Source organism: Arthrobacter sp. NPDC058097 (genome assembly GCF_042884885.1).
GTDB lineage: Bacteria > Actinomycetota > Actinomycetes > Actinomycetales > Micrococcaceae > Arthrobacter.
Map to the genome: position 1 here is coordinate 22,154 of NZ_JBHVSZ010000021.1, position 11,887 is coordinate 34,040.

Here is an 11,887-nt window from a genome sequence, read left to right on the forward strand (position 1 = left end):
TCTAGGCGGCAGCGGGCTGCTGCTGGGTGATGCAGTGAATTCCCCCGCCGCGGGCGAAGAGTTCGCGGGCATCGATGCCCACCACCTTGCGCCCGGGATATGCGTCCGCGAGGATGCGGAGCGCCTTCTCGTCGTTCGGGTCGGAGAACGTGCAGGCGATGACGCCGCCGTTGACCGCCACGTGGTTGATGTAGCTGTAGTCCACAAAGCCTTCCGGATCCGTCAGGGCGACGGGCGCCGGAACCTCGATGATCGTCCACTCCCGGCCGGCGGCGTCCGTGGTGGAGGACAGGAAGCTGATGACCTCCCGGCTCACCTCGTAGTCCGGATGGGCGGGGTTCTGCTGGGAGTGGACCAGCAGTGTGCCCGGGGACGGGATGGCGGCAACGATGTCCACGTGCCCGCGCGTTCCGAACCGCTGTGAGTCACGGGTGAGTCCGCGAGGCAGCCAGATCACCTTTGTGGCGCCGATGGTGCGGGCCAGTCCGGCCTCGATGTCGGCCTTGCTGAGTCCGGGATTGCGGCCCGGATCCAGCTGCACCGTCTCGGTGACCAGCACTGTGCCTTCGCCGTCCACCTGGATGCCGCCGCCCTCGTTGACCAGCTCGGATACGAGGTGCCGGGCGCTGGACCGGCCAGCCACCTCGGCGGCGATCAGCGAGTCCTTGTCCCAGCTGGCCCAGTCCTGGGCACCCCAGCCGTTGAAAACCCAGTCGACGGCGCCCAGGGCGCCGTTTCCGTCCAGGACAAACGTCGGACCGATGTCGCGCATCCACGCGTCGTTGAGTTCCGCCGTCAGCACCTCGACGGCGGGCGACAGGTAGCGGGCGGCCGTTCCGACGTCGGACGGGTCCACCACCACGGTGACCGGTTCAAACTCGACGGCGGCATTCGCGACGGCGGCCCAGACGGAACGGGCGGCGTGCGCCGCCTCCGGGGTGTCGCCGAGGGTGTAGCCGCCGGTGGGGAAGGCCATCCAGAGCCGCTCCTGGCGGGCCGTTTCGGCGGGCATGCGCCACGTGCTCACGCGTTCACCCGCTCGCTGGTGGAGGCCGCGTCCTCGCTGGCGGTGCCTGTCGAAACCGCAGCGTCGACCGGCGCGTCCGGGGTGCCGAACGGTTCCTCCGGACGGACCGGCTCGGTGAGCCGGGCGTAGGTGTCCGGGCGGCGGGTGGTCAGGAACGGGAACAGCGTCAGCCAGTCCTTGCGCTGGTCCAGGTCGAGGTCGGCCACAAGGACGGCCGACTCGTCACGCGGAGCCTGGGCCAGGATGCGGCCGTAGGGGTCCGAGATGAAGGAGGAGCCGTAGAAGTTCAGGCTGCCCTCCTGGCCCCAGCGGTTCGGGACCACCATGAACAGGCCGTTGGCGATGCCGTTGCCCACGATGACCTGCTGCCAGAGGGGCTGGGTGTCAAAGTCCGGGAACAGCGGCTCGGAACCGATCGCCGTCGGGTAGACAAGCAGCTCGGCGCCGCCGAGGGAGTACATGCGGGCCAGTTCGGGGAACCACTCGTCCCAGCAGGTGGGCATGCCCAGCCGGGCGCCGCCGAGTTCGGCCGGGGCATGGACCCGGTAGGCGTCCTCGGCAACGGGGCCCTGGCGGAAGAACTTGTCCTCGTAGTATCCGGCGGTCACCGGGATGTGCAGCTTGTGGGTGCGGGCCAGGAGCTCGCCCGCCGGGGACACCAGGATGGAGGTGTTCAGCCCAAGGCCGTCGTCCGAGCCGTCAGGATTGCCGGCGCGCTGGTAAAGCGAGGCGTGGACCGTGATGCCGTTCCGGCGGGCGGCCTCGGCCGCGAAGCGGAAGGTGGGGCCGGTCAGCAGGTCCTCGGCGCCGTCGGAAGGACGCGGCCGGTCCCGGCCCTGCCGGGCAAGGTCATTCTCCGGAACCTGGTCTGCGGGGTAGCGGGAAAGGGTCAGCTCCGGCAGGAACACCACGGTGGCGCCCAGCCGTGCGGCCCGGTCGATGCCGTCATTGAGCTCGGCGCGGAGTGCGGCGGCGCTGCTGTGCCAGCGGTGCTGCACGAGGCCGACCCTCAGGGCAGGTCGGCCGGACTGCGCTGTCCGGGCGAGCGAAGCAGGCGCGTTGAGGCAGGTTATTTCGATCATGATGATGATTACTCCAGTGAGACGACCGTCACTAAATGAATGACGTTCATTTAGTATGCACGTGCGGCGGGGGCGTGGCAAGGGTTATTTGAATGCCGATCATTTATGACCCGCAAAGTAGTAAGTAAGCTGATCGTGAAATTTGCGGTGAGCGACTCCCCGGGCGGGAGCGCCTGCGGTAGCGTCGGAACCACTGGACCATTCGAGGAGGATTCATGAAGGCTTCACCGACACTGACCAACAACATGCAGGCCGTCCTGACGGACCTGATCGAACTGCACATCCAGGGCAAGCAGGCGCACTGGAACATCGTTGGAACCAACTTCAGGGATCTGCACCTCCAGCTGGACGAGATCGTCGACGCCGCCCGGCTCTTTGCCGACGACATCGCGGAGCGCATGCGCGCCCTGCATGCCCTGCCGGACGGGCGCAGCGCCACCGTGGCGAAGGCGACCCACCTGCCGCAGTTCCCTGACGGGCTCATCAACACCAAGGATGCCATCGACCGCATCGTGGCAGCGCTGGAAGCAGCCGTGGGCACCATGCGCAAGGTCCATGACGAGGTGGATGAGGAAGACCCCACCACCGCGGACCTGCTGCACACCTTCATTGAAAAGCTCGAGCAGTTCGCGTGGATGGTGGGTGCCGAGAACATGAAGGCGTCCGCCAGCGTCACGCACCCTGACGTCAAGTAGCGGGCCGGCTGTATACCCGCGCCGGTTGCAACGGGCAGCCCCGGAGAAGAGTTCTCCGGGGCTGCTGCTTGCACGCGCCGCAGCCCTACTTTGCAGTCGGAATCCGGCGAAGTACGACGGCGGCCAGCACCGACGCTGCGGCCATCAGTACCAGTCCAATCGCCGCAGTGATATGGACGCCGGAATCAAACGCGGCCCGGGCGGCCGCCGTGAGCCCCTCAGCCACCGGGGCCGGCAATGACCCGGCGAGCTCCATGGCCCCGGCCAGTGTTTCCCGGGCCTGGTCCGCCGACGTGGCAGGGACCGTCCGGGCGACCGACTCGGGCAGGGTGAGGTGCTGCTGGTACGACGCCGTCAGGATGGACCCCAGGATGGCCGTCCCGAGGAGTGAGCCCACTTCATAGCCCGTCTCCGAGATCGCCGCAGCCGCTCCGGCCTTCTCCGCGGGCACGGCTCCCAGAATCAGGTCGTTCGAGATGGTCTCAGCCGATCCCACCCCAAGCGCAAGAATGAGGAGTGCGGCCAGCAGCGCGGTGGGCCCGGCGTCGTGGTTCCCGAACGCAACTATGCAGTACCCGGCGGCGCTCAGCGCCAGTCCCGCGGCCACCACGAAGCCCGGCCGGACCTTACGGACCAGCGGAACCACCAGCAGGCCCGCCACCACGGTGGCCGTCAGGGCCGGCAGCATGGCGGTGCCGGACTCCGACGGGGACATTCCCTCGAGCAGTTGCAGGTGCTGGGCCAGGAACAGGATGAAGCCGTTGTAGGAGAACAGGGCCAGGATGTTCGCCGTAATCGCCGTGCTAAACACGCGGTTCCGGAACAGCGACATATCCAGCAGCGGGGACCTGCCCGCCAGCGGGGACGCGAGGGCATGCTGGCGGCGGACGAACACGAGGCCCATGGCCAGTCCAAACGCCAGAACTCCAAACGACGTCACGCCCGCGCCATGTGTGGCCAGTTCCTTGATGCCGTAGACCACCGGCACCATGGTCAGCATGGACAGCGCCACGCTGGCCAGATCCACGCGCCCGGGATTCGGGTCCCTGGATTCGGAAATGAGGAACCTGCCCAGAACCAGCGGCGGCAGCATGATGGGCACGGCCACGAGCAGGACGGCGCCCCACCAGAAATGCTCCACCAGCCAGCCGCCAAAAATCGGGCCCAGCGCTGCGCCGCCGGAGAAACCCGCGGCCCAGATGGCCACGGCCAGCCGCCGCCTGCCCGGCTCCCGGAAGATGTTGCGGATCAGCGACAGCGTGGACGGCATGAGCATGGCGCCGAAGAATCCGAGGGCCGCGCGGCCGGCGATGAGCCATTCGGCGCTGGGCGCGAAGGCCGATGCAGCGGAGACCGCCGCAAAGCCCGAAATGCCCACCAGCAGCAGCCGCCGGCGGCCGATCCTGTCGCCGAGACTGCCCATCGCCACCAGGAGCCCGGCGAGGACCAGGGCATAGGCATCCACCACCCATAAAAGCTGCACGCCCGTGGGGTCGAGGCTGCGGGCGATCGCCGGAAGTGCGAACGTCAGCGCGGTGTTGTCCACGGCCACCAGGAGGACCGGGAACATGAGCAGGGCCAGGGCGAACCAGTCGCGCACGCCGCCACTGCTGGCCTGGGCTGCGGAAGTGCGCTCCGCGGAAAGGGCTGGGTGCATGGTCATGAGTTAACTATACCGTCCAGACGGTACAGTTATAAGCCTGCGCTCGGAACCGGGCATGATTGAAGCCATGCCCAGAAAACCCGTCGCGCGCGGCGCAGTCCTCGATGCGTTTGAATCCCTGCTGATCGAGGTGGGGGAGCGTGCCGCCACGCTTGATGCCGTGGCCGCCCGCGCGGGCGTATCCAAGGGCGGGCTCCTCTACCACTTTCCGAACAAGGAAGCGCTGATTGGTGTCCTGCTGGACCGGCTCGATGAGTTCGCGGAGGCGGATGCGCAGGCCATGGCTGCGGCCGCCGAGGGTGCGGCCGCCTACTTCATCAAGTCGTCCGTCTGGGCGGACACCCCGCTGGACCGTGCCATCGTCGCCGCAACGCGGCTCGCCGAGGTGGCTCACGAGGAGACCCGCCGCCGGTTCGCCCACATCCAGCAGCGGTGGCTGGACGAGATCGCACGCGACGTGGGCCCGGGCCTGGCCAAGGCCGTCCTGTACATGGGTGACGGACTCTACTTCAATGCCATGCTGTCCATCGGGCCGGCAGCGACGCCGTCCGAGACGGCGGCCGACGTCGAAAGCCTCCTTGCCGCGCTTGACCGGCTCAGGGCGTGAGCGGCGTGTGCCAGCCCACGCTGCCACAGTTTGCAGACGCGTTCCCGGCGTAGGACAATAGCCTCTGTGACAGCTGTCACCGCTCAATTGAATAAGCCTTTGATCTGCGGCGGGAGAGTCCTGCAAGTAGGTACAAGCAGGCGCCGTAGGAGCAAAACCTCCCCAGGAATCTCTCAGGCCCACGTACCGCCGCGGCAAGGCAACTCTGGAAAGCAGCAGGCTGCCCGCCCGCCATGTTCCGCCCTCGTGCGGACGGTTCAGGGCATGCTGTGCTCACCGACGGTGCAAGCGGTGCTGTGCGAAAGTGCAGCAGCGCGGAAACTCTCAGGTCCAATACAGAGCGGGGAGGAACCCGAATCAATGTGGCGTACCCTGCGTCGCCTTAGTTATGGAGTTCCTTTTGACCGTTAATTCAGCCTCCTCGTCCTTCGTCGACCGGCATATCGGCGCCCGCCGCCAGGCCGACGTCGAAGCCATGCTCAAGGCCGTCGGCTACGACACCATCGACGCGCTGGTTGATACGGCGGTGCCGAATGACATCCGCCAGGACTCCGCGCTGGAGCTCGCTCCGGCGCTGAGCGAGGTTGAAGCCCTCGCCGAACTCCGCAAGCTCGCGGCCAAGAACAAGACCGCTGTCCAGATGATCGGCCAGGGCTACTACGACACCGTGACGCCCCCGGTGATCCGCCGCAACATCCTTGAAGCACCGGCCTGGTACACCGCCTACACGCCGTACCAGCCCGAGATCTCGCAGGGCCGGCTCGAAGCCCTGCTGAACTTCCAGACGATGGTCCAGGACCTGGTGGGCCTGCCCATCGCCAACGCCTCACTGCTGGATGAAGCCACCGCCGTGGCCGAGGCCGTGCTCCTGATGCGCCGTGCCAACAAGAACAAGGCTGCCCACGACGGCAAGACCGTCCTGGATGCGGACTGCCTGCCGCAGACCATCGCCATCGTCAAGGGCCGCGCCGAGGCCCTCGGCTTCGAGGTTGAGGTCGCCGACCTTTCCCAGGGACTGCCCGATGGCGACATCAACGGCGTCGTCCTCCAGCAGCCCGGTGTCTCCGGCCGCGTCTTCGACCACAGCGAGGTCATCGCCGCCGCCAAGGAACGCGGCGCGCTGGTGACGGTGGCAGCCGACCTGCTGGCCCTGACCCTGATCACCCCTCCGGGCGAGCAGGGCGCGGACATTGCCGTCGGATCCGCCCAGCGCCTGGGCGTGCCGCTGTTCTTCGGCGGCCCGCACGCGGCGTACATGGCCGTACAGAAGGGGCTCGAGCGCTCGCTGCCCGGCCGCCTCGTAGGTGTCTCCAAGGACTCCGCCGGTGTTCCGGCCTACCGTCTGGCGCTGCAGACCCGCGAGCAGCACATCCGCCGCGAGAAGGCCACGTCCAACATCTGCACCGCCCAGGCACTGCTGGCCATCGTCGCCTCCATGTACGCCGTCTACCATGGCCCGGAGGGCCTGAAGGCGATCGCCGAAACCGCCCACGGCCACGCGAAGACGCTCGCCGCGTCGCTCAAGGCCGCCGGCCTGGACGTTCTCCACACCAGCTTCTTCGACACCGTGACGGTATCCGTGCCGGGCAAGGCCGCCGGCATCATCGCCGCCGCCGAGCAGAAGGGCATCAACCTCCGCAGCATCGACGCCGACACCGTCGGCATCTCCGCCGATGAAACCACGACGTCGGCCATCGTGGCCGAACTTCTCGCCGCCTTCGGTGCCAAGGCAGTGGAGGCGACGGACGGTTTTGCCCTGGACGCCGCCGTCGGGCGTTCCTCCGCGTACCTGCAGCACCCGGTCTTCAACACGCACCGGTCCGAGACCCAGCTGCTGCGCTATATCCGCAAGCTTTCGGACCGCGACCTGGCCCTGGACCGCACCATGATCCCGCTGGGCTCCTGCACCATGAAGCTGAACGCGACGGCGGAGATGGAGGCCATCTCCTGGCCTGAGTTCGCCTCGATCCACCCGTTCGCCCCGGATCCCCAGACCGAGGGCTGGCGCGAACTGATCGCCGACCTCGAGGCGCAGCTGACCGAGATCACCGGCTACGACCAGGTGTCCATCCAGCCGAACGCCGGGTCCCAGGGCGAGCTCGCCGGGCTGCTGGCGATCCGCGGCTACCACCTGTCCCGCGGCGACGAGCAGCGCAACATCTGCCTGATCCCGGCCTCTGCCCACGGCACCAACGCGGCCTCGGCCGTGCTGGCCGGCATGAAGGTCGTGGTGGTGGCCACCGCTGCCGACGGCACGATCGACCACACGGACCTGTACGCCAAGATCGAGGCCAACAAGGACGCCCTGTCCTGCATCATGATCACCTACCCCTCCACGCACGGTGTCTACGACGCCGACGTGCGCGAAGTCTGCGATGCCGTGCACGCAGCCGGCGGCCAGGTCTACATCGACGGCGCCAACCTCAACGCGCTCGTGGGCCTGGCCCAGCCGGGCAAGTTCGGCGGCGACGTCTCGCACCTGAACCTGCACAAGACCTTCTGCATCCCGCACGGCGGCGGCGGACCCGGCGTCGGACCTGTTGCGGCGAAGGCCCACCTGGCACCGTTCATGCCGGGCGACGCAACCACCTGGACCGAGGGCAACGACGTTCCGATCTCCGCCTCCCGCTTCGGCTCCGCCGGCGTGCTGCCCATCTCCTGGGCGTACGTGAAGCTCATGGGCGGCAGCGGCCTGACCGAGGCGACCAAGTCCGCGCTGCTCGCCGCGAACTACGTGGCGGCCAGCCTGAACGACTTCTTCCCCGTGCTCTACACCGGAGAAGGCGGCCTCGTGGCGCACGAGTGCATCCTGGACCTGCGCGAACTCACGGCCAAGACGGGCGTCACCGCCGAGGACGTGGCCAAGCGCCTCATCGACTACGGCTTCCACGCGCCCACGCTGGCGTTCCCGGTGGCCGGCACGCTGATGGTTGAACCCACCGAGTCCGAGGACCTGGGTGAGATCGACCGGTTCATCAAGGCCATGATCGCCATCCGCGGCGAGATCGACCAGGTGGCCAACGGCGACTTCACCGTGGAGAACAGCCCGCTGCGCAACGCCCCGCACACCGCGGCCGCTGCGATCAGCTCCGACTGGGACCGTGCCTACCCGCGCGAGCAGGCAGTCTTCCCCGGTCACACCCACAAGCAGGACAAGTACTTCCCGCCGGTGGGACGCATCGACGGCGCGGCCGGTGACCGCAACCTGGTCTGCTCCTGCCCTCCGATCGAAGCGTTCGAGAACTAGGACTCCGCTCAATGACTGAGAATTACACTGCCCTATACGAGGAGCACAAGAAACTGGGCGCCTCGTTCACCGACTTCGGCGGCTGGCAGATGCCGCTCAAGTACGGCTCCGAACTGGCCGAGCACAAAGCCGTCCGCAACTCGGCCGGCATCTTCGACCTCTCCCACATGGGCGAGGTCTGGGTGACCGGTCCTGACGCCGCCGCGTTCCTGGACTATGCCCTGGCCGGCAAGATCTCCGCCATGGCCGTCGGCAAGGCCAAGTACTCCCTGATCTGCAACGAGGACGGCGGCATCATCGACGACCTCATCGTCTACCGCCGCCCGTCCGAGGCTGAGGGTACCGACAGGTTCCTGGTGGTGCCCAACGCCGGCAACGCCAAGGTGGTGGCCGAGGCATTGGTGCAGCGGGCAGCGAACTTTGACGTCGCCGTCGAGGATGTTTCCGCCGAGACGTCGCTGATCGCGGTGCAGGGTCCCAAGGCCGAAGATATCCTCCTTCGCCTGGTTCCTGCAGCCCAGCACGGGCTGGTGACCGGACTGAAGTACTACGCCGCCGTCGAGGTTTCCTTCCTGGTGGGCGGCACTGAGCGGAACCTGCTGCTGGCACGCACCGGGTACACCGGTGAGGATGGTTTCGAGATCTTCGTGGAGAACGACGACGCCACCGCCCTTTGGCAGTCCATCGTCGCCATTGCGGACGAGGGGGAGCTGACGCCCTGTGGCCTCGCCTCCCGCGATTCGCTCCGCCTCGAGGCCGGCATGCCGCTGTACGGCAACGAGCTTTCCCTCGAGGGCGACCCGTTCGCCGCCGGACTGGGCCCCGTCGTCGCGCTGTCCAAGGAAGGAGACTTCGTGGGCAAGGCCGCGCTGGCCGCCAAGAAGGAAGCCGGTGCCGGGTCCACGACGGGCCGCAAGCTCGTGGGCCTGAAGGGCCTGGGCCGCCGCGCCGGCCGCGGGCACTACCCGGTGCTCAAGGACGGCAACGTCGTCGGCGAAGTCACCTCCGGCCAGCCCAGCCCGACCCTCGGCTACCCGGTGGCCATGGCCTACGTCGATGTTGAGTTCACCGAACCCGGCACGCCACTGGACATCGACCTGCGGGGCAAGGCCGAGCCGTTCGAAGTCGTCGCACTGCCTTTCTACAAGCGTTCCAAGTAGCCCAACCGACTGTTTCGACACTGGCAAGTCCAACGTCGTCCCGTCGTTCCCGGCTCTGGGGCCGGCAGGCCCCAGTTTTCACGCGTGCTGCTCCTTCGTCGCTTTGACGCACGCTTTCGAAAACCGAGGCCAGCCAGCCCCTCGAGGGCAGTTCACCTTTGTTGCGGATCAGGACACAACCGGTCGCCGGCATGAGCGCCTTCGCAAGCCAAAGGTGCTGGGGTAGGGCCGCAAACCGCTGGTTGAGCGTGTCGAAACCCGGCTGGCCAGAACGTCTCTCGACAAGCTCGATCATTGGGGGTTGAGCTTGCCGAACCGGGCACCAGGATTCTTCCTGGAAACTGTTGGCCCCGAAAACTGAACGTAACAGAGGCGGGCGAGGGGTCTCCGGAAGCGTGCGTCTAAGGGAGCGTCACGTCCGCTTTGCGGGCGTCTTCGCGACCGAGCACGCGGAGGAGTTCCCTCATCCGCCAACCAAGCCACGCACAGCTGTACGAACCACAAGATTTCGAAAGTTAGGAAGAATAAATGGCAAAAGTTGCCGCTGAACTGCAGTATTCCGAGGAACATGAGTGGGTTCTCCGCGAAGACGGGAACCTGGTCTCGATCGGCATTTCCGCCGTGGCCACTGATGCCCTCGGCGACATTGTGTACGTTGACCTGCCCGAGGTCGGCTCATCCGTGACCGCGGGGGAGACCTGCGGCGAGGTCGAGTCCACGAAGTCGGTCTCGGACCTGTACGCCCCGGTCACGGGTGAGGTCACGGAGATCAACCCGACGGTCATCGAGGACCCCGCACTGATCAACAGCGACCCGTACGGTGCAGGCTGGCTGTTCAAGGTGGCTGCCGAGTCCGAGGGCCCGCTGCTGTCGGCCGAGGACTACGCTGCCAAGAACGGCGGCGAGCTGTGAGCGCCGCACAGGCTGCAACTGCAGTCTTCGAGCAGGTTGTGTCCCCGTCCCTGGATGCGGATATCGCTGAACTGGACCCGGAGATCGCGGCGAAGATCGACGACGAGCTCGGCCGCCAGCGCGGTGGCCTGGAGATGATCGCGTCGGAGAACCACACGGCCGCGGCCGTGATGCAGGCGCAGGGGTCGGTGCTGACCAACAAGTACGCCGAGGGCTACCCTGGCAAGCGCTACTACGGCGGCTGCGAACACGTTGACGTGATCGAGCAGCTCGCAATCGACCGCGTCAAGGCCCTTTTCGGCGCCGGGTACGCCAACGTCCAGCCGCACTCCGGTGCGCAGGCGAACGCCTCGGTGATGCACGCCCTGATCAAGCCGGGCGACACCATCATGGGCCTGAACTTGGCCCACGGCGGGCACCTGACCCACGGCATGCGGATCAACTTCTCCGGCCGCCTCTACAACGTGGTCCCGTACCAGGTCCGCGAAGAGGACCACCGGATCGACATGGCAGAGGTGGAGCGCCTCGCGCAGGAGCACAAGCCGCAGCTGATCGTGGCCGGCTGGTCCGCCTACGCCCGGCAGTTGGACTTCGCCGAGTTCCGCCGGATCGCCGACTCCGTGGGCGCGTACCTGATGGTGGACATGGCGCACTTCGCCGGGCTGGTTGCCGCGGGCCTGCACCCGTCGCCGGTCCCGCACGCGCACGTCACGACGTCCACCACGCACAAGACCCTCGCCGGTCCGCGCGGCGGCATCATCCTGACCAACGACGCCGACGTCGCCAAGAAGATCAACTCTGCAGTGTTCCCGGGCCAGCAGGGCGGCCCTCTGGAACACGTGATCGCGGGCAAGGCCGTGGCCTTCAAGATCGCCGCGTCCGAGGAGTTCAAGGAACGCCAGGAGCGTGTGCTCGCCGGCGCCCGGATCCTGGCTGAGCGGCTGGTCCAGCCGGATGTGACCGCCAAGGGCATTTCCGTGGTGTCCGGCGGCACCGACGTGCACCTGGTCCTGGTGGACCTGCGGAACTGCGAGCTCGACGGACAGCAGGCCGAGGACCGCCTCGCCGCGATCGACATCACGGTGAACCGCAACGCCGTGCCGTTCGATCCGCGTCCGCCGATGGTCACCTCCGGGCTGCGTATCGGCACCCCGGCCCTGGCCACCCGCGGCTTCGGCGAAGCAGCGTTCCGCGAGGTCGCCGACATCATCGCCGAGGCCCTGACCGCCGACGCCGAAGCGGACCTGTCCGGACTGCGCACCCGCGTAGAGGCACTGGCCGAAGCCCACCCGCTCTACCCGTCAGTAACACCCCTGAGCTGACCCGTGGGTTGGTGAGGTCCGTCGGGCCCTGCCCACCTCGCTTGGGAGTTTTTGTCCAGATATCGTGAGTTCGTGGCCGGCAAATTCAAGTAGTCGGAGCAACGCGGGGGGTTATGCCGCCTGTAGCAGCTGGCTGAGCCGGTTGGCTGGGGTGTCGAGGTTGAGGGTTGGT

At 67.3% G+C, this 11,887-nt stretch carries 9 protein-coding genes and 1 riboswitch; of the genes, 6 read left to right on the forward strand and 3 right to left on the reverse strand.

Annotation, left to right across the window (positions count from 1 at the left end):
- Position 1: 1 nt before the first annotated feature.
- Together ACFVTE_RS23690 and ACFVTE_RS23695 are read right to left on the reverse strand one after the other, a co-directional pair.
- The gene (locus ACFVTE_RS23690) at positions 2-1,027 is read right to left on the reverse strand and encodes an agmatine/peptidylarginine deiminase (protein WP_387105012.1); all 1,026 of its coding nucleotides are present in this window, start codon (positions 1,025-1,027) and stop codon (positions 2-4) included.
- On the reverse strand, positions 1,024-2,109 hold the full coding sequence (locus ACFVTE_RS23695) for a nitrilase-related carbon-nitrogen hydrolase (protein WP_387105015.1): 1,086 nt from the start codon (positions 2,107-2,109) through the stop codon (positions 1,024-1,026). The genes ACFVTE_RS23690 and ACFVTE_RS23695 overlap by 4 nt, the downstream gene beginning before the upstream one ends.
- 215 nt (positions 2,110-2,324) lie before the next feature.
- Between ACFVTE_RS23695 and ACFVTE_RS23700 the strand changes: the two genes are divergently transcribed.
- A complete protein-coding gene (locus tag ACFVTE_RS23700; protein WP_387105017.1) occupies positions 2,325-2,804 on the forward strand; it encodes a Dps family protein in 480 nt (159 codons plus the stop codon).
- A gap of 85 nt (positions 2,805-2,889) precedes the next feature.
- On the opposite strand, the gene ACFVTE_RS23705 is transcribed toward ACFVTE_RS23700, so the two are convergent.
- Positions 2,890-4,461 carry an MFS transporter gene (locus tag ACFVTE_RS23705; RefSeq protein WP_387105033.1) on the reverse strand — a complete coding sequence of 524 codons (1,572 nt, stop codon included), beginning with the start codon at positions 4,459-4,461 and terminating at the stop codon, positions 2,890-2,892.
- A 73-nt stretch (positions 4,462-4,534) separates the two neighbouring features.
- Between ACFVTE_RS23705 and ACFVTE_RS23710 the strand changes: the two genes are divergently transcribed.
- The 5 genes from ACFVTE_RS23710 (at position 4,535) to glyA (ending at position 11,715) form a co-directional block, all read left to right on the forward strand.
- Positions 4,535-5,074 carry a TetR/AcrR family transcriptional regulator gene (locus ACFVTE_RS23710; RefSeq protein ID WP_387105019.1) on the forward strand — a complete coding sequence of 180 codons (540 nt, stop codon included), beginning with the start codon at positions 4,535-4,537 and terminating at the stop codon, positions 5,072-5,074.
- A 100-nt stretch (positions 5,075-5,174) separates the two neighbouring features.
- A riboswitch (glycine riboswitch) is annotated at positions 5,175-5,273 on the forward strand.
- 189 nt (positions 5,274-5,462) lie between these two features.
- A complete protein-coding gene (gene gcvP / locus ACFVTE_RS23715; protein WP_387105022.1) occupies positions 5,463-8,321 on the forward strand; it encodes an aminomethyl-transferring glycine dehydrogenase in 2,859 nt (952 codons plus the stop codon).
- 11 nt (positions 8,322-8,332) lie between these two features.
- Positions 8,333-9,481, forward strand: coding sequence for a glycine cleavage system aminomethyltransferase GcvT (gene gcvT, locus ACFVTE_RS23720; protein ID WP_387105024.1), 1,149 nt, complete (start codon positions 8,333-8,335; stop codon positions 9,479-9,481).
- 528 nt (positions 9,482-10,009) lie between these two features.
- The gene (gene gcvH / locus ACFVTE_RS23725; RefSeq protein ID WP_387105027.1) at positions 10,010-10,393 is read left to right on the forward strand and encodes a glycine cleavage system protein GcvH; all 384 of its coding nucleotides are present in this window, start codon (positions 10,010-10,012) and stop codon (positions 10,391-10,393) included.
- On the forward strand, positions 10,390-11,715 hold the full coding sequence (glyA, locus tag ACFVTE_RS23730) for a serine hydroxymethyltransferase (protein WP_387105030.1): 1,326 nt from the start codon (positions 10,390-10,392) through the stop codon (positions 11,713-11,715). Before gcvH ends, glyA begins: the two co-directional genes overlap by 4 nt.
- Positions 11,716-11,887 lie beyond the last annotated feature (172 nt).

Excerpts from the sequence above, each read along its gene's own strand:
- ACFVTE_RS23705 (WP_387105033.1), bottom strand. The coding sequence starts at position 4,461 with ATGCACCCAGCCCTTTCCGCGGAGCGCACTTCCGCAGCCCAGGCCAGC.
- ACFVTE_RS23695 (WP_387105015.1), bottom strand. The coding sequence starts at position 2,109 with ATGATCGAAATAACCTGCCTCAACGCGCCTGCTTCGCTCGCCCGGACA.
- ACFVTE_RS23700 (WP_387105017.1), top strand. The coding sequence starts at position 2,325 with ATGAAGGCTTCACCGACACTGACCAACAACATGCAGGCCGTCCTGACG.
- gcvH (WP_387105027.1), top strand. The coding sequence starts at position 10,010 with ATGGCAAAAGTTGCCGCTGAACTGCAGTATTCCGAGGAACATGAGTGG.
- ACFVTE_RS23710 (WP_387105019.1), top strand. The coding sequence starts at position 4,535 with ATGCCCAGAAAACCCGTCGCGCGCGGCGCAGTCCTCGATGCGTTTGAA.
- gcvT (WP_387105024.1), top strand. The coding sequence starts at position 8,333 with ATGACTGAGAATTACACTGCCCTATACGAGGAGCACAAGAAACTGGGC.
- gcvP (WP_387105022.1), top strand. The coding sequence starts at position 5,463 with ATGGAGTTCCTTTTGACCGTTAATTCAGCCTCCTCGTCCTTCGTCGAC.